The organism is Pseudomonas sp. F007 (assembly GCF_057814275.1).
This window is the reverse complement of record NZ_JBVATA010000007.1, coordinates 222,784-239,187: the sequence shown is the minus strand read 5'-3', so window position 1 is coordinate 239,187 and position 16,404 is coordinate 222,784. Positions and strand designations below refer to the sequence as shown.

16 protein-coding genes are annotated in these 16,404 nt (G+C 62.4%); 9 read left to right on the top strand and 7 right to left on the bottom strand.

What is annotated here, in order from left to right; translation table 11 throughout:
• Positions 1-45 precede the first annotated feature (45 nt).
• Entirely contained in the window at positions 46-651 is a 606-nt protein-coding gene (locus ACZYR5_RS18965; protein ID WP_489091015.1) for a TetR/AcrR family transcriptional regulator, read from the top strand.
• A gap of 124 nt (positions 652-775) precedes the next feature.
• Here the strand turns inward: ACZYR5_RS18965 and ACZYR5_RS18960 are convergent, their stop codons facing one another.
• On the bottom strand, positions 776-1,234 hold the full coding sequence (locus ACZYR5_RS18960) for an REP-associated tyrosine transposase (protein ID WP_489091225.1): 459 nt from the start codon (positions 1,232-1,234) through the stop codon (positions 776-778).
• A 207-nt stretch (positions 1,235-1,441) separates the two neighbouring features.
• Entirely contained in the window at positions 1,442-1,888 is a 447-nt protein-coding gene (locus tag ACZYR5_RS18955; RefSeq protein WP_489091014.1) for a GlcG/HbpS family heme-binding protein, read from the bottom strand.
• A 269-nt stretch (positions 1,889-2,157) separates the two neighbouring features.
• Here ACZYR5_RS18955 and gcl point away from each other — a divergent pair, with 269 nt between their 5' ends.
• The 8 genes from gcl (at position 2,158) to ACZYR5_RS18915 (ending at position 11,736) form a co-directional block, all read left to right on the top strand.
• On the top strand, positions 2,158-3,933 hold the full coding sequence (gcl, locus tag ACZYR5_RS18950; protein ID WP_489091013.1) for a glyoxylate carboligase: 1,776 nt from the start codon (positions 2,158-2,160) through the stop codon (positions 3,931-3,933).
• A gap of 136 nt (positions 3,934-4,069) precedes the next feature.
• Positions 4,070-4,852 carry a hydroxypyruvate isomerase gene (gene hyi / locus ACZYR5_RS18945; RefSeq protein WP_489091012.1) on the top strand — a complete coding sequence of 261 codons (783 nt, stop codon included), beginning with the start codon at positions 4,070-4,072 and terminating at the stop codon, positions 4,850-4,852.
• A 159-nt stretch (positions 4,853-5,011) separates the two neighbouring features.
• Positions 5,012-5,899 carry a 2-hydroxy-3-oxopropionate reductase gene (locus ACZYR5_RS18940; RefSeq protein WP_489091011.1) on the top strand — a complete coding sequence of 296 codons (888 nt, stop codon included), beginning with the start codon at positions 5,012-5,014 and terminating at the stop codon, positions 5,897-5,899.
• Between the two features lie 177 nt (positions 5,900-6,076).
• Entirely contained in the window at positions 6,077-7,357 is a 1,281-nt protein-coding gene (locus ACZYR5_RS18935; RefSeq protein ID WP_489091010.1) for a glycerate kinase type-2 family protein, read from the top strand.
• Positions 7,347-8,762 (top strand): pyruvate kinase, encoded by a 1,416-nt coding sequence (pyk, locus tag ACZYR5_RS18930; RefSeq protein ID WP_489091009.1) that lies wholly within the window; start codon positions 7,347-7,349, stop codon positions 8,760-8,762. Before ACZYR5_RS18935 ends, pyk begins: the two co-directional genes overlap by 11 nt.
• A 116-nt stretch (positions 8,763-8,878) precedes the next feature.
• Entirely contained in the window at positions 8,879-9,799 is a 921-nt protein-coding gene (locus ACZYR5_RS18925) for an urea transporter (RefSeq protein WP_489091008.1), read from the top strand.
• 21 nt (positions 9,800-9,820) lie between these two features.
• Positions 9,821-10,645 carry an ion transporter gene (locus tag ACZYR5_RS18920; RefSeq protein WP_489091007.1) on the top strand — a complete coding sequence of 275 codons (825 nt, stop codon included), beginning with the start codon at positions 9,821-9,823 and terminating at the stop codon, positions 10,643-10,645.
• 92 nt (positions 10,646-10,737) lie between these two features.
• Positions 10,738-11,736, top strand: a complete 999-nt coding sequence (locus tag ACZYR5_RS18915) for a sulfate ABC transporter substrate-binding protein (RefSeq protein WP_489091006.1) — start codon at positions 10,738-10,740, stop codon at positions 11,734-11,736.
• 47 nt (positions 11,737-11,783) lie between these two features.
• On the opposite strand, the gene ACZYR5_RS18910 is transcribed toward ACZYR5_RS18915, so the two are convergent.
• The 5 genes from ACZYR5_RS18910 to ACZYR5_RS18890 are packed head-to-tail and all read right to left on the bottom strand — an operon-like array spanning position 11,784 to position 16,402.
• The gene (locus ACZYR5_RS18910) at positions 11,784-12,194 is read right to left on the bottom strand and encodes a hypothetical protein (protein WP_489091005.1); all 411 of its coding nucleotides are present in this window, start codon (positions 12,192-12,194) and stop codon (positions 11,784-11,786) included.
• Between the two features lie 14 nt (positions 12,195-12,208).
• Entirely contained in the window at positions 12,209-13,417 is a 1,209-nt protein-coding gene (ccmI, locus tag ACZYR5_RS18905) for a c-type cytochrome biogenesis protein CcmI (protein ID WP_489091004.1), read from the bottom strand.
• Entirely contained in the window at positions 13,414-13,884 is a 471-nt protein-coding gene (locus ACZYR5_RS18900; RefSeq protein ID WP_489091003.1) for a cytochrome c-type biogenesis protein, read from the bottom strand. The genes ccmI and ACZYR5_RS18900 overlap by 4 nt, the downstream gene beginning before the upstream one ends.
• A complete protein-coding gene (locus ACZYR5_RS18895; protein WP_027621050.1) occupies positions 13,881-14,417 on the bottom strand; it encodes a DsbE family thiol:disulfide interchange protein in 537 nt (178 codons plus the stop codon). Before ACZYR5_RS18895 ends, ACZYR5_RS18900 begins: the two co-directional genes overlap by 4 nt.
• On the bottom strand, positions 14,414-16,402 hold the full coding sequence (locus tag ACZYR5_RS18890) for a heme lyase CcmF/NrfE family subunit (RefSeq protein ID WP_489091002.1): 1,989 nt from the start codon (positions 16,400-16,402) through the stop codon (positions 14,414-14,416). Before ACZYR5_RS18890 ends, ACZYR5_RS18895 begins: the two co-directional genes overlap by 4 nt.
• Positions 16,403-16,404: the final 2 nt, after the last annotated feature.

The following is a 16,404-nucleotide window of genomic DNA, read 5'->3' as shown; positions in this document are numbered from 1 at the left end:
GCTAACATGCCCAACCGCCAGTACCGGCAAGGAACACCTTGGTTTATGAGCACTATCCGCGAGCGCAACAAACAACTGATCCTGCGTGCCGCCAGCGAAGAATTTGCCGATAAGGGCTTCGCTGCGACCAAAACCAGTGACATCGCGGCCAAGGCTGGCTTGCCCAAGCCCAACGTCTACTACTACTTCCGCTCCAAGGAAAACCTCTACCGCGAGGTCCTCGAAAGCATCATCGAGCCGATCCTCCAGGCCTCGACGCCATTCAATGCCGACGGCGTGCCCCATGAAGTACTCAGCGGCTACATCCGCTCGAAGATCCGCATCTCCCGCGACCTGCCGTTTGCCTCCAAGGTATTTGCCAGCGAAATCATGCACGGTGCGCCACACCTGAGCGCCGACCTGGTGGAGCAACTCAACGGCCAGGCCAAGCACAACATCGATTGCATCCAGACCTGGATCGACCGCGGCCAGATCGCCCCGATCGACCCCAACCACCTGATGTTCAGCATTTGGGCCGCGACCCAGACCTACGCCGACTTCGACTGGCAAATCTCCGCCATCACCGGCAAGGCCAAGCTGGATGAAGAGGATTATGAAGCGGCGGCGCAGACGATTATTCGGCTGGTGCTCAAGGGTATTGAGTTGGATTGATGGGCAGTGTTGCTGCCAATCGCGAACAGCGTAACGCCGCCCGGGCCGCTTCCATGGGGATTTATGGTCACTGGGGATCCTGTGGGAGCTAGCCTGCTAGCGATGCAGACAACTCGATCTCAGCTCAAACCCAGATAGCATCCCATAGCGGATAGTCACCCAATTTCGCGACAAGCCCGGCCCGTAAAGGGTTGGCAACGACATAGCGCGCCACCTTCACCAGGTCCTCCTCCCGTCGCAACGCCCTATCATGAAAGCCTTTCTGCCAAAGAGTGATCTTGCGACCAGTGGCTTGATGGACCGCTTTGCTGCTCAGTGATTTGGCTTTCTGCATCAAGTCCGCCAGCGATCCCTGCTGCAACTCGATCAGCCAATGGAAATGATCCGGCATGACCACCCAGGCCAAGGAGTTTGCAATGCCTTGCTGTTGCGCATTTCGCAACTGAGTCACCACTAGACGGCCCAGAGTGAAGTCTTCAAACACCGGTGCGCGTCGAAACGTGTTAGTGGTGAGGAGATAAATTCGGTTGGATTCGTCGTAGCGACCGCGTCGAAGACGATGTGAAGCTGGAAAATTCGGCATTCCTTTGCCTCTCAAGAAATTGATCATGAGAAGGCTAGCCCGGCGCCTTCAGGTGAGATGTATAGAGGTTTAGCCGAATGTGTCTGGTCGACAGCAATCGCTAGCAGGCTAGCTCCCACAATGGATCTACAGTGCCCGTAAATCCCTGTAGGAGCAGCCCGGGCGGCGCTCCGCTGTTCGCGAAAGCGTCAGATCAAGCGACGCAAATCAAGCCGCCACCCCCGCATCCGCCTGCAACCCCAGCCCCAATCCCTCGATCGCAGTGATCGCGCACTGCTCGTCGACATCCGACAGATCACCGCTGATGCCCACCGCCCCCAGCACGTTACCCGCCTGATCGCGAATCAACACACCACCCGGTGCCGGCACGACGCTGCCCTGTCCCAGGCTGTTGAGCGCGGCGATGAAGGCCGGGCGTTGTTGGGCGTCCAGTGCCAGCAGGCGTGAGCCCTTGCCCAGCGCGATGGCGCCCCATGCCTTGCCGATGGCGATCTGCGGGCGCAGCAGGCTGGCGCCGTCTTCGCGTTGCAGGGTGATCAGGTGACCGCCGGCGTCCAGCACGGCAATGGTCAAGGGTGCTGCAGAGATTGCACGCCCTGCGACGATGGCCTGGTTGGCCAGGTTGACTGCGACTTTCAAGGTTAAAGCGCTCATGGTGCCGTCCTCATTTTGTTTTTCGGAAAGCCGTGGGGCTGCTGCCTTTTGCCGCAGCCCGATGCAACAAATAGAACACAATGAGTTATTTTTTTGTATACAATAATTTTCGAAATGCGCCCTGTGCGACGAAACGCCACAGTATTTATAGGCCTTCGCCGAATGAAACGGGTGCTTGAGAAAATGGATTGACCTGCGCCGTCCGCCGTGAATACACTCTGCGCAAAGCCACTTGTATACAATTACAAAACGTAAAGAGGCACAAAACCATGAGCAAAATGAGAGCAATCGAAGCCGCCGTTCTGGTGATGCGCCGTGAAGGGGTTGATACCGCTTTTGGCATCCCCGGTGCCGCCATCAACCCGCTGTACTCCGCCCTGCAAAAGGTCGGCGGCATCGATCACGTCCTCGCTCGCCACGTTGAAGGCGCCTCGCACATGGCCGAGGGCTACACCCGCACCAAGGCCGGCAACATCGGCGTGTGCATCGGTACTTCCGGGCCAGCCGGCACCGACATGGTCACCGGCCTCTACAGCGCCTCGGCCGACTCGATCCCAATCCTCTGCATCACCGGGCAAGCACCCCGCGCCCGTCTGCACAAGGAAGACTTCCAGGCCGTCGACATCACCAGCATCGTCAAGCCAGTGACCAAGTGGGCAACCACCGTTCTTGAACCGGGCCAAGTGCCGTACGCGTTCCAGAAAGCCTTCTTTGAAATGCGTTCCGGTCGTCCAGGCCCAGTGCTGATCGACCTGCCGTTCGACGTGCAGATGGCGGAAATCGAATTCGATATCGACGCCTACCAGCCACTGCCACTGGCCAAGCCGACCGCTAGCCGCGTGCAAGTGGAAAAAGCCCTGGCCCTGCTGGATCAGGCTGAGCGCCCATTGCTGGTAGCCGGTGGCGGCATCATCAACGCCGACGCCAGCGACCTGTTGGTGGAGTTCGCCGAGCTGACCGGTATTCCAGTCGTCCCGACCCTGATGGGCTGGGGCACTATCCCTGACGATCACCCATTGATGGTCGGCATGGTTGGCCTGCAGACGTCGCACCGCTACGGCAACGCGACCATGCTCAAATCCGACGTGGTATTGGGCATCGGTAACCGTTGGGCCAACCGTCACACCGGTTCGGTCGACGTCTACACCGAAGGCCGCAAGTTCATCCACGTCGACATCGAAGGCACGCAGATCGGCCGCGTATTCACCCCGGACCTGGGCATCGTGTCCGACGCCGCTGCCGCGCTGACCGTGTTCATCGAAGTCGCTCGCGAATGGCAAGCCGCCGGCAAACTGAAGAACCGCAGCGCCTGGCTGCAAGACTGCCAGCAGCGCAAGGCCAGCCTGCAACGCAAGACCCACTTCGACAACGTACCGGTGAAGCCGCAGCGCGTGTACGAAGAGATGAACCAGGTGTTCGGCAAAGACACCTGCTACGTCAGCACCATCGGTCTGTCGCAGATCGCCGGCGCGCAATTCCTGCACGTCTACAAGCCGCGTCACTGGATCAACTGCGGTCAGGCCGGCCCGCTGGGCTGGACCATCCCGGCGGCCCTGGGCGTGGTCAAGGCTGACCCGAACCGCAAGGTTGTGGCACTCTCCGGCGACTACGACTTCCAGTTCATGATCGAAGAACTGGCGGTAGGCGCGCAGTTCAAACTGCCGTACATCCACGTCGTGGTGAACAACTCGTACCTGGGTCTGATTCGTCAGGCGCAGCGCGGTTTCGACATGGACTACTGCGTGCAACTGTCCTTCGACAACCTCAACGCACCGGAGCTCAACGGCTACGGGGTTGACCACGTCGCGGTTGCCGAAGGCCTCGGTTGCAAGGCACTGCGCGTGTTCGAGCCGGCCGAGATCCAGCCTGCCCTGCGCAAGGCCCAGGAATTGATCGAGGAGTTCAAGGTTCCAGTGATCGTCGAGATCATCCTGGAGCGCGTGACCAACATTTCCATGGGCACCGAAATCAACGCGGTCAACGAATTCGAAGACCTGGCGCTGGTCGGCAACGACGCACCGACTGCGATTTCGATGCTCGATTAACAGCTCGCCCTCCCTGTAGGAGCCAGCTTGCTGGCGAAGGCGGCAGCACATTCAACATCGATGTGACTGAACCACCGCATTCGCCGGCAAGCCGGCTCCTACAAAGGGGACCTCACAAGATTCACGGGAGACCACCATGCCGCGTTTCGCAGCCAACCTGTCCATGCTGTTCACCGAACAGGATTTCCTCGCCCGCTTCGAAGCAGCCGCCAAAGCCGGCTTCAGCGGTGTCGAATACCTGTTCCCGTACGACTTCAGTTCCGCCGAAATCAAGGCCCAGCTCGATGCCCACGGCCTGACCCAGGTGCTGTTCAACCTGCCGGCCGGTGACTGGGCCAAGGGTGAACGCGGGATCGCCTGCCACCCGGATCGCGTGGAAGAGTTCCGCGCCGGTGTCGACCTGGCCATCGCCTATGCGCAAGTGCTTGGCAATACCCAGATCAACTGCCTGGCCGGTATCCGCCCACAAGGCGTGGACGATGCCACGGTAGAAAAAACCTTCGTCGCCAACCTCAAGTTCGCTGCCGAGAAGCTGCAGGCGGCGGGCCTGAAACTGGTGATGGAAGCGATCAACACCCGCGACATCCCGGGCTTCTACCTGAACAACACCGCCCAGGCCCTGTCGATCCGCGAACAAGTGGGCAGCGCCAACCTGTTCCTGCAGTACGACATCTATCACATGCAAATCATGGAAGGCGACCTGGCGCGCACCCTGCAGTCGCACCTGGGTGAGATCAACCACATTCAACTGGCTGACAACCCGGGTCGTAACGAGCCAGGCACCGGCGAGATCAACTACCGCTTCCTGTTCGAACACCTGGACCGCATCGGCTATCAGGGCTGGGTGGGTTGCGAATACAAGCCGCTGACCACCACCGAAGCCGGCCTGGGCTGGTTGAAAACCCATAACGCGATCTAAGAACACTGCCAAACCCTGTAGGAGCTGGCTTGCCAGCGAAGGCCTTATTACAGCCAACACCAATGCTGGATCAAATGGCCTCTTCGCCGGCAAGCCGGCTCCTACAAGTTCGGCCCCCATTCGTTTGCAGCAGCAAGACAAAAACAAGAGGATTTTCTCATGGCTAAAATCGGATTTATCGGCACCGGCATCATGGGCCACCCAATGGCGGCGAACCTGCAGAAAGCCGGTCACAGCCTGTTCCTGTCGGCGCACCACGACGCCGCCCCTGCCGACCTGGTTGCCGCTGGCGCCGTCGCCCTGGCGAACCCGAAAGAAGTCGCCCAGGAAGCCGAATTCATCATCGTCATGGTTCCGGATACTCCGCAGGTCGACGACGTGCTGTTCCGTGCCGACGGCGTTGCCGCTGGCGTTGGCAAAGGCAAAGTGGTGATCGACATGAGCTCGATCTCGCCGACTGCCACCAAGGCCTTCGCCGCCAAGATCGCCGAAAAAGGTGCCCAGTACCTCGACGCGCCAGTGTCCGGTGGTGAAGTCGGCGCCAAGGCCGCGACCCTGAGCATCATGGTCGGTGGTGACGCCGATGCCTTCGAACGCGCCCTGCCGCTGTTCCAGGCCATGGGCAAGAACATCACCCTGGTCGGTGGCAATGGCGACGGCCAGACCGCCAAAGTGGCGAACCAGATCATCGTGGCGCTGAACATCCAGGCCGTGGCCGAAGCCCTGCTGTTCGCCTCGAAAAACGGTGCTGATCCAGCCAAGGTGCGTGAAGCGCTGATGGGCGGTTTCGCCTCCTCGAAAATCCTCGAAGTGCACGGCGACCGCATGATCAAGGGCACCTTCGATCCAGGCTTCCGTATCAGCCTGCACCAGAAGGACCTGAACCTGGCCCTGCAAGGCGCCAAGGAACTGAACATCAACCTGCCGAACACCGCCAACGCCCAACAGGTGTTCAGCACTTGCGCGGCGATCGGTGGCAGCAACTGGGACCACTCGGCGCTGATCAAGGGCCTGGAACACATGGCGAATTTCTCGATTCGCAAGTAGGAGCAAGCTTGCTCGCGACAAAATCGCCTCGGTACATCTGAAACACCGAGGCGTCTGTATCGCTGGCAAGCCAGCTCCTACAAGGGCCTGCGCCGATCTGTAGGAGCTGGCTTGCCAGCGATCCATGTACCACCGTTCCCATGCCACCCCAATAACAAGAATTCCCGGGAGCCCGCCATGTCGGTCGATCCGCAACAATTTCTGCGCGACCTGTTCGCCACCGCCATCGACGCGGCCCATCCGCAACAGGTCCTCGAAGCCCATCTGCCCGCCGATCGCACCGGCCGTGTCATCGTCATTGGCGCCGGCAAGGCTGCGGCTGCCATGGCCCAGGTGGTCGAGCGCTGCTGGCAAGGCGACGTCTCTGGCCTGGTGGTAACCCGCTACGGCCACGGCGCCCCCTGCGAAAAAATCGAAGTGGTCGAAGCCGCCCACCCGGTGCCGGATGCTGCCGGCCAGGCCGTGGCCAAACGGGTCTTCGAACTGGTCAGCAACCTCAGCGAAGACGACCGGGTGATCTTCCTGCTTTCTGGTGGTGGCTCGGCCCTGCTGGCATTGCCTGCCGAAGGCATCACCCTGGCCGACAAGCAGTCGATCAACAAAGCCCTGCTCAAGTCCGGCGCCAGCATTGGCGAGATGAATTGCGTGCGCAAACATCTCTCGGCGATCAAGGGCGGACGCCTGGGCAAGGCCTGCTGGCCGGCCACTGTTTATACCTATGCGATTTCCGATGTGCCGGGCGACCTCGCCACGGTCATCGCCTCCGGCCCGACCGTCGCCGATCCGAGCACCAGCGCCGAAGCCCTGGCGATCCTCAAGCGCTACAACATCGAGGTGCCGGCGTCCGTTCGTAGCTGGCTGCAAAGCGCAGAATCGGAAACCGTCAAACCCGGTGATCCGGCCCTGGCCCGCAGCCATTTCCAACTGATCGCCCGCCCGCAGCAATCCCTCGAAGCCGCCGCGGTGAAATGCCGCCAGGCCGGCTTCAGCCCGCTGATCCTCGGCGATCTGGAAGGCGAATCCCGGGAAGTGGCGAAGGTCCACGCCGGCATCGCCCGCCAGGTGATTCTCCACGGTCAACCGCTGGCCGCGCCCTGCGTGATTCTCTCCGGTGGCGAAACCACCGTGACCGTGCGCGGCAATGGCCGTGGCGGCCGCAACGCCGAGTTCCTGCTGAGCCTGACCGACAGCCTCAAGGGCCTGCCGGGTGTCTACGCCCTGGCCGGTGACACCGACGGTATCGACGGCTCCGAAGACAACGCCGGCGCCATCATGACCCCGGACAGCTACGCCCGCGCCGCCGCCCTGGGCCTGAGCGCCAGCGACGAACTGGACAACAACAATGGCTACGGTTACTTCGAGGCGCTCGACGCGCTGATCGTCACCGAGCCGACCCGCACCAACGTCAACGACTTCCGCGCCATCCTGATCCTCGAGACTCCTAAACATGACGCCTGACAAAAAGGTCAAAATCCTCGCCACCCTAGGCCCAGCCACCGATGGCATCGAAGACATCCGTGAACTGGTGCTGGCCGGGGTCAACATCTTTCGCCTGAACTTCAGCCATGGCGATCACGCCGACCACGCCCAGCGCTACCAGTGGATCCGCGAAGTCGAGCGCCAGCTGAATTATCCGCTGGGCATCCTGATGGACCTGCAAGGCCCGAAACTGCGGGTCGGCAAATTTGCCGACGGCAAGGTGCAACTGGTGCGTGGCCAGGCCCTGCGCCTGGACCTCGACACCACCCCGGGCGATGAGCGCCGGGTCAACCTGCCGCACCCGGAAATCATTGCCGCGCTGGAGCCGGGCATGGACCTGTTGCTCGATGACGGCAAGCTGCGCCTGCGGGTGGTCAGAAAATACAGCGACGCCATCGACACCACCGTGCTCAATGGCGGCGAACTGTCGGACCGCAAAGGCGTCAACGTGCCACAAGCGGTGCTCGACCTCAGCCCGCTGACTGCAAAGGACCGCCGCGACCTGAGCTTCGGCCTGGAACTGGGGGTGGACTGGGTCGCCCTGTCGTTCGTGCAACGTCCGGAAGACATTATCGAAGCCCGCGCGCTGATCGGCGACAAAGCCTTCCTGATGGCCAAGATCGAGAAGCCGTCGGCCGTAGAAAAACTGCGGGAAATCGCCGAGCTCAGTGACGCGATCATGGTCGCTCGCGGTGACCTGGGTGTGGAAGTGCCGGCCGAAAGCGTGCCGCAGATCCAGAAAGACATCATCACCACCTGCCGCCAGCTCGGTAAGCCGGTGGTGGTCGCCACGCAGATGCTCGAGTCGATGCGCTTCTCGCCGGCACCGACCCGCGCCGAAGTGACTGACGTCGCCACCGCCGTCGCCGAAGGCACCGACGCGGTCATGCTGTCGGCGGAAACCGCGTCCGGTGAATACCCGCTGGAAGCCGTGCAGATGATGAGCAAGATCATCCGCCAGGTTGAGGGCGGCCCGGATTACCAGGCACAACTGGACGTCAGCCGGCCGAAAGCCGAAGCCACCACCTCGGACGCCATCAGCTGCGCGATCCGCCGCATCAGCAACATTCTGCCGGTGGCGGTGCTGGTCAACTACAGCGAATCCGGCACCTCGAGCTTGCGCGCAGCGCGGGAGCGTCCGGCGGTGCCGATCCTCAACCTGACCCCGAACCTGACCACCGCCCGCCGCCTGAGTGTGGCCTGGGGTGTGCACTCGGTGGTCAACGATCGCCTGCGCCAGGTCGACGAAGTCTGCTCCACGGCGCTGGAAATTGCCCAGGCACAAGGCATGGCGCAGCGCGGCGACACCCTGTTGATCACCGCCGGCGTGCCTTTTGGCCAGCCGGGGTCGACTAACTCCCTGCGTATCGAGACGTTGATCTAGAACGCATTTGCCGGCCTGGTTCGCTGGCAAGCCAGCTCCTACAAAACACGATCCCTGTAGGAGCTGGCTTGCCAGCGAAAAAGGCACCTCGGTCCCCCCTTACTTGCCCAACTGCCATGCCTGCCCATCATTTCAATACCCACTGCCCCGATTGGGCCGAAGCCCTGCTCAACGGCTTCAGCCAGATATTCCTGCAACGCAACCCGTTGTGCGGCCTGCTCTGCCTGCTGGCCATCCTGTTCACCGCGCCGAGCCTGCTCGGCGGCGCGCTGCTGGGCGGCGTCGCCGGCCTGCTGACCGCGCAACGGCGTGGCTACGCCAAGGCCGATCGCCAGGCTGGGCTGTACAGCTACAACGGTGTGTTGATCGGCCTGTTGCTGAGCCTGCACTTCAGTTGGTCGGCGCTGCTCGCGCCGCTGATCCTGGCCAGCGGCGGCCTCAGCGCGATGCTCACCGAGCAATGGCTCAAGCGCACCCGCGAACAGCGTTTCCTGCCGGCCTACACCGCGCCCTTCGTGCTGCTTGGCTGGCTGCTGCTGAGCTTCGCCGCGCCAAGCGAGACCGTGCCTGCGCCGATACTCGAACTGTCGACCCTGAACCTTGTGGCCGGCGTATTCAAAGGCCTGGGCCAGGCGGTGTTCCTCGACGCGCCGCTGGCCGGGATCCTGATCGCCGCCGGCCTGCTGCTGGCCGATCAGCGTGCCGCCGGCTGGGCCCTGCTTGGATCTGCCGTCGGCTTGCTTTGCGCGCTCTGGCTACACGACGCACCTGCCGCCCTGCTCGGCCAGCATGGCTACAATTCGGCCCTGGCGGCCCTTGCCCTCAGCCAGCAACGCCAGCGACCCTGGCTACCGCTGCTGGGTATCGGTCTGGCGATCCTGCTTACGCCGCTGTTCGCCGCGGCGGGCCTGGCGACCCTGACCGCGCCCTTCATCCTCGCCTGCTGGCTGCTGCGCATCGGTATCCGCCCACTGCGCCGCAATCGTGATGAGCGTGCTCCTTGCCAAACCCCGGAGAATCACCCTAGGCTGCGCTGATTTACGCTCAAGGCAGTGCAAATGGACAGCAAGGACACGTGGCGCAATCGCCTCTACGTGACGATTTTCCAGACCGATACCGTGGCCGGCCGGCGCTTTGACAGCATCCTGTTGCTGATCATCCTGGCCAGCCTGGTGGTGGTAATTCTCGACAGCATCGATGAGGTGCATCAGAACTACGTCACCCTGCTCACCTACATCGAGTGGGGTTTCACGGTGATCTTCCTCGGCGAATACATCCTGCGCCTGTACTGCTCGCCCAAGCCCCTGCGCTACGCCTTCAGTTTCTATGGCCTGGTGGACCTGCTGGCGATCGTCCCGGGAATCCTTGCCCTGTATTACGCCGATGCCCAGTACCTGCTGATCATCCGGGTGATCCGCATGCTGCGGATCTTCCGCGTGCTCAAGCTCGGCCCCTACCTCAAGCAGGCCCACTACCTGCTGGACGCCCTGCGCGGCAGCAAGCAGAAGATCCTGGTGTTCCTGCTCAGCGTCTGCACCCTGGTGACGGTGTTCGGCACCCTGATGTACGTGGTCGAAGGCCCGCAACATGGTTTCACCAGCATTCCCAAGGGCATCTACTGGGCCATCGTCACCCTGACCACCGTCGGCTATGGCGACATCGTGCCCAAGACCGTACTCGGGCAGATCATTTCGTCGATGGTGATGATCACCGGTTACTCGATCATCGCCGTGCCCACCGGGATTTTCACTGCCGAACTGGCCAACGCCATGCGCGGCGAAAAGCTCCAGCACGACTGCCCGGTGTGCAGCAAAAACAACCACGAGCATGGCGCCGCCTACTGCTCACGTTGCGGCAATCTGTTATTCAAGAAAATCGAATAAGCAAAGCACTTTTTAATCTTTAAAGAGCTATGCAGCCCCGGCTATAGTCGACGGCAAATTGCCTTCACTCTCTCGAACAAAAGGAATGTGCAGTGAAAAAAATCTTCGCCGCCTCACTTCTGGCCGCTGGCCTGACCCTCGCCAGCGTGGCGCAAGCCGCACCCACCCTGCTGAACGTGTCCTACGACGTGATGCGCGACTTCTACAAGGACTACAACGCCGCCTTCCAGAAACACTGGCAAGCCGAGCACAAGGAAAACATCACCCTGCAGATGTCCTTCGGTGGTTCCAGCAAGCAAGCGCGTTCGGTCATCGACGGCCTGCCGGCTGACGTGATTACCATGAACATGGCCACCGACATCAACGCCCTCGCCGACAACGGCAAGCTGGTGCCGGACAACTGGGTCACCCGCCTGCCGAACAACAGCGCGCCGTTCACTTCGGCCACCGTGTTCATCGTCCGCAAAGGCAACCCGAAAGCCCTGAAAGACTGGCCGGACCTGCTCAAGGACGGCGTACAGGTGATCGTGCCCAACCCGAAGACTTCCGGTAACGGCCGCTACACCTACCTGTCGGCATGGGGCTACGTGCTGAAAAACGGTGGCGACGAGAACAAGGCCAAGGACTTCGTCGGCAAGCTGTTCAAGCAGGCGCCGGTACTCGACACCGGTGGCCGTGCCGCCACCACCACCTTCATGACCAACCAGATCGGCGACGTGCTGGTGACCTTCGAGAACGAGGCGGAAATGATCGCCCGTGAATTCGGTCGCGACCAGTTCGAAGTGATCTACCCAAGCGTCTCCGCCGAAGCCGAGCCGCCGGTGACCGTGGTCGACAAAGTCGTCGACAAGAAAGGCACCCGCGCCGTTGCCGAGGAATACCTGAAGTACCTGTGGTCGTCAGAAGGCCAGGAAATCGCTGCCGCCAACTACCTGCGTCCACGCGATCCAGCGGTACTGGCGAAATACACCGACCGCTTCCCGAAAGTCGACTTCCTGTCGGTGGAAAAAACCTTCGGTGACTGGCGCACCGTGCAGAAAACCCACTTCAACGATGGCGGGGTTTTCGACCAGATCTACAGCGGTCAGTAAGCGCTGAAGCAGCAATGAAAAAGGCGACCTGTAAAGGTCGCCTTTTTTTATTCCCCGAACTGCCGGCCCAACCCCGAAGGCACGCCGTGGATATCGGTGTCTTCCCACGGCCCCCTGGGGCTGATGCTGCGGCTCCAGCCGTTGTCCCAGCGGTAGTAGGTGCGCTGGCGATAGAACACGTTGCTCTGGTCGTCGAGTACGTAGACCCCAAGCCTGGCATCCCAATGGCTGTTGCCACCCGGCGGCGGGGCGAAGCTGGCGGAGGTGCGGGGCTGCGGCTTGGCCGGGGCGTTGGGGATCACCGGTTTGCCTGGCGGGGTGGACGGGCCGGGCTTGATGGTGGGACGCGGTTCGGGAATCGGCGGTGCCGGCCCGGTGTCCGGGCTCGGCCGTTGGACCGCACATGCGCTTAACCCCAGGACCAGACTGAGCAGGGTGATACGGGCGATGGCGGTCATAGCGGTTTTCCTGGTTATTTATCCGGAGTGTCGATGGTCAATTGCTGCGGCGCGGTGGTGCTGCTGGCCAGTGGCTGGCTGCGCCCGACCCATTCGCCGGCAGTCGGTTGGCCAGCGCGGGATACCCGTGCAACCAGTTGGACTTCAGGGAAGTTCGACAGTTTCAATTGCGGCATCATTGCGTCCGCATCGCCCAACTCGACCGTCACCGGCAGATCGGCAACGGTCAGGCGCTTGGCCGCCAGCGGTGCCGGTGGGCCAGAAGTCGCACGGGCGAAGATGAACACGCTGTCACCCGGCTGGACCTTGGCCTTGACCTCGGCCGACAGGTCCACCGAGACCTTGAGCATTGCCGCAGCCTTGGTTACCGCTGCCGGTGCCTTGGCGACGGTGCCGCCGCTGGCCTGGAGTTTCTCGGTGGCGCGCTGGATCCCGCCTTCCAATGCACTGCGCGAATTGTCTTCAGGCGGCAATTGCGCCAGCAGGCGATTCCAGTAGTCGATGGCGTCCTGGTAGCGCTCGCTTTCAAAGGCGGCGATGCCCAGCAGGCCGAGGCTGGTGACTTCTTTCGGATCGGCCTTGAGGGCTTCGTCGGTCAGCGCCTGGACCTTGTCCGACCATTTTTTATTGTCGGCAAAGTACTGGGCCTGGGCCCATTGCCCCAGCAGCTCGGGCTCGCGACCGGCGACGGCCACGGTGCGCTCGAACAGTTTCGCCGCATCAGCCGGACGATCCTGGGCCATGTAGGTACGGCCGAGGAAGTACAGGCCCTCGGCGGAATCCGGTTGTGCGGCGACGGCACGTTCCAGGCGACGAGTCATTTCTTCCATCGACTGCGGTGCCTGGGCAAATTCGCGGGTCAGGCCGACCTTGTCGCTGGCACCAAAATGCATGTACAGCCCCAGGCCCAGCACCGGCACCAGCAGCGCCGCGAGCAACGGCAGCGGCTTGCCCAGGCGCGAGACCCGGGCGTTGTCGGCACCTTCGGTATCGGCCAGCAATTCGCGGGCAGCCTCGTCGCGGCCGGCGGCCATCTGCGTGGCATCGAGCACGCCTTCGGCCTGTTGCCCTTGCAACTCGGCGACACGCTCCTGGTAAAGCGCCACGTTCAGCGCGGTCCGATCCTCTTCACGCTGGGCACGACGGCCGCGCAACACCGGGATCAACAGAAAACTCAGGGCAACCAGTAGAAGCAGACCTGCAGCGAGCCAGAAATCAATCATTCTTGGTTTTTATCCAACAGTTGGTCGAGGCGCTCGCGCTCCTCGGCAGAAAGCGTGTCCGGGCCAGCAGCGCGCTCGGCGCGGCGACGGCGGACGATCAGGGCAATCACCACCAGGCCACCGAGCAACAGCCCGGCGGGGGCGAACCAGAGCACCGCGGTCTTGCCGGTCAGGGCCGGTTTGTAACGCACGAAATCACCGTAGCGATCGACCATGAAGTCGATGATCTGCTGATTGTCCTTGCCCTCGCCGAGCATGCGGAAAATCTCTTTGCGCAGGTCAGCGGCGATCGGTGCGTTGGAGTCGGCAATGTCCTGATTCTGGCACTTGGGGCAACGCAGCTCTTTGGTCAGCTCGCGAAAGCGCTCGCGATCGCCCTCTTTGGCGAACTCGTAGGTGTCGATGGCGGCGTGAGCCACGCCGGCGATACTCAGGCCGAGGATGGCCGCAGCAATCCAGCGCTTCATGGCTTGGCCTCATCCACCAGCGCCTGGTACTTGGACGCCAGTTGTTCACGCCAGACCACCGGGTCGATCACGCCGACGTACTTGTCGCGGATGATGCCCTTGGCGTCGATGAAGAAGGTCTCCGGCGCGCCGTAGACCCCGAGGTTGAGACCCAGGGTGCCTTCGTCGTCGCGGATGTCCAGCAGATAGGGATTGTGGAACTCGGCCAGCCATTTCAAGGCGTCGGCATTGACGTCCTTGTAGTTGACGCCGTAGATCACCACGCCCTGCTCGGCCAGCTTGTTCAGCACCGGGTGCTCGACCCGGCAGGAAATGCACCAGGTGCCCCAGACGTTGACCAGCGCCGGCTTGCCCAGCAGATCGGCGCGGGTCAGGGTCTTGTCGCCCTGCACGTTGGGCAGGCTGAACTCGGGGAACGGCTTGCCGATCATCGCCGAGGGCAATTCGGCCGGGTTGAGAAACAAGCCACGGTACAGAAACACCGCCACCAGCAGGAACAGCGCCAGCGGCAGAACCATCAACCAACGTCTCATGCAGTCGCTCCAGACATACCCAGTGCCTCACGCACACGGGCTTTCACCTTGACCCGATAACGCCGATCCAGCGCCGCCAGCAAACCGCCTGCGCCTGTCAGCAGGCCGCCGAGCCAGATCCAGCGCACGAACGGCTTGACGTGCACGCGCACCGCCCAGGCGCCTTCGCCCAGTGGTTCGCCGAGGGCCACGTAGATATCACGGGTGAGACCCGCGTCGATCCCGGCTTCGGTCATCACCGAGTTCTGCACGGTGTACAGGCGTTTTTCCGGGTGCAGCACGCTGACTTGCTTGCCGTCGCGGACCACGCGCACCGTGCCCTTGTCGGAGGTGAAGTTCGGCCCTTCGAAATGCTTGGCGCCTTCGAAAATGAAGTGGTAGCCGGCCAGTTCCATCGACTCGCCCGGCTCCAGGCGCAGGTCGCGCTCGGCGCTGTTCTGGCTCGACAGCACCACACCGAGGGCACACACGGCGATGCCCAGGTGGGCGATCTGCATGCCCCAGTAGCTGCGAGTCAGTGTTGGCAAGCCCTTGATCAGGCCCTTGTGGCGGGTCTTGTCGAAGATGTCGCGAATGCCGGCCAGCAACACCCAGGCGGCGAGCAGGAAAGTCGCCAATACGGCCCAGTTGAAGTCGCCGTAGGCGATCCCGCCGATGACGGCCAGGGCCACGCTACCGAGCAATACCGGGGTCAGCATGCCGACCAGCCATTTCACCGGGGTGTCTTTCCAGCGCACCACCACGCCGACCGCCATCACCACCATCAGCAAGGCCATCAACGGAATGAACAACGCGTTGAAATACGGCGGGCCAACCGACAGCTTGGCGCCAGTCAGGGCATCGAGCACCAGCGGGTACAGGGTGCCGAGCAGGATCATCGAGGCCGCCACCACCAGCACCAGGTTGTTACCCAGCAACAGGGTTTCCCGCGACCACAGGTTGAACCCGACCTGGCTCTTGACCACCGGTGCGCGCAGGGCGAACAGGGTCAGCGAACCACCGACCACGAACAGCAGGAAGATCAGGATGAACACGCCGCGCTCGGGGTCCGAGGCGAAGGCGTGAACCGACGTGAGCACGCCGGAACGAACCAGGAAGGTGCCCAGCAGGCTCAGCGAGAAGGCGGCGATCGCCAGCAGCACGGTCCAGCTTTTGAACACGCCGCGTTTTTCCGTCACCGCCAGCGAGTGAATCAAAGCCGTACCGACGAGCCATGGCATGAACGAGGCGTTTTCCACCGGGTCCCAGAACCACCAGCCGCCCCAGCCGAGTTCGTAGTAGGCCCACCAGGAGCCGAGGGTGATACCGATACCGAGGAACGCCCAGGCAACGATGGTCCATGGCCGCGACCAGCGCGCCCAGGCCGCATCCAGGCGACCGCCCATCAGCGCGGCAATGGCGAAGGCGAAGGCCACCGAGAAACCGACGTAGCCCATGTACAGCATCGGTGGGTGAACGATCAGGCCGATGTCTTGCAGCAACGGGTTGAGGTCGGCGCCATCGGTGGGCATCTGCGGCAGGATCCGCGTGAACGGGTTCGAGGTGACGATCAAAAACAGTAGGAAGCCAGTGCTGATCATGCCCATCACCGCCAGCACGCGGGCCAGCATGACCTGCGGCAACTGCCGGGAGAACACCGACACGGCGAAGGTCCAGCCACCGAGAATGAACGCCCAGAGCAGCAGCGAGCCTTCGTGGGCGCCCCACACCGCGCTGAACTTGTAGTACCAGGGCAAGGCGCTGTTGGAGTTGTTGGCGACATAGGCCACCGAGAAGTCGTCGACCATGAACGCATAGGTCAGGCAGCCGAAGGCAAACGCGAGGAAGGCGAACTGTCCCCAGGCAGCCGGCTGGGCCAGGCTCATCCACTGGCGGTCACCGCGCCAGGCGCCCAGCAGCGGTACGATCGCCTGGACCACGGCAAAGCACAGCGCGAGGATCATCGCCAGATGACCCAACTCGGGAATAAACAGACCGGCATTCATCG

What these genes read in the sequence shown, in the direction of transcription:
- ACZYR5_RS18935 (WP_489091010.1), top strand. Translation starts at nt 6,077, where the DNA reads ATGTCGGTCGATCCGCAACAATTTCTGCGCGACCTGTTCGCCACCGCC.
- ccmI (WP_489091004.1), bottom strand. Translation starts at nt 13,417, where the DNA reads ATGATTGATTTCTGGCTCGCTGCAGGTCTGCTTCTACTGGTTGCCCTG.
- pyk (WP_489091009.1), top strand. Translation starts at nt 7,347, where the DNA reads ATGACGCCTGACAAAAAGGTCAAAATCCTCGCCACCCTAGGCCCAGCC.
- ACZYR5_RS18925 (WP_489091008.1), top strand. Translation starts at nt 8,879, where the DNA reads ATGCCTGCCCATCATTTCAATACCCACTGCCCCGATTGGGCCGAAGCC.
- ACZYR5_RS18965 (WP_489091015.1), top strand. Translation starts at nt 46, where the DNA reads ATGAGCACTATCCGCGAGCGCAACAAACAACTGATCCTGCGTGCCGCC.
- ACZYR5_RS18920 (WP_489091007.1), top strand. Translation starts at nt 9,821, where the DNA reads ATGGACAGCAAGGACACGTGGCGCAATCGCCTCTACGTGACGATTTTC.
- hyi (WP_489091012.1), top strand. Translation starts at nt 4,070, where the DNA reads ATGCCGCGTTTCGCAGCCAACCTGTCCATGCTGTTCACCGAACAGGAT.
- ACZYR5_RS18890 (WP_489091002.1), bottom strand. Translation starts at nt 16,402, where the DNA reads ATGAATGCCGGTCTGTTTATTCCCGAGTTGGGTCATCTGGCGATGATC.
- ACZYR5_RS18955 (WP_489091014.1), bottom strand. Translation starts at nt 1,888, where the DNA reads ATGAGCGCTTTAACCTTGAAAGTCGCAGTCAACCTGGCCAACCAGGCC.
- ACZYR5_RS18940 (WP_489091011.1), top strand. Translation starts at nt 5,012, where the DNA reads ATGGCTAAAATCGGATTTATCGGCACCGGCATCATGGGCCACCCAATG.
- ACZYR5_RS18900 (WP_489091003.1), bottom strand. Translation starts at nt 13,884, where the DNA reads ATGAAGCGCTGGATTGCTGCGGCCATCCTCGGCCTGAGTATCGCCGGC.
- ACZYR5_RS18910 (WP_489091005.1), bottom strand. Translation starts at nt 12,194, where the DNA reads ATGACCGCCATCGCCCGTATCACCCTGCTCAGTCTGGTCCTGGGGTTA.
- ACZYR5_RS18960 (WP_489091225.1), bottom strand. Translation starts at nt 1,234, where the DNA reads ATGCCGAATTTTCCAGCTTCACATCGTCTTCGACGCGGTCGCTACGAC.
- gcl (WP_489091013.1), top strand. Translation starts at nt 2,158, where the DNA reads ATGAGCAAAATGAGAGCAATCGAAGCCGCCGTTCTGGTGATGCGCCGT.
- ACZYR5_RS18895 (WP_027621050.1), bottom strand. Translation starts at nt 14,417, where the DNA reads ATGAGACGTTGGTTGATGGTTCTGCCGCTGGCGCTGTTCCTGCTGGTG.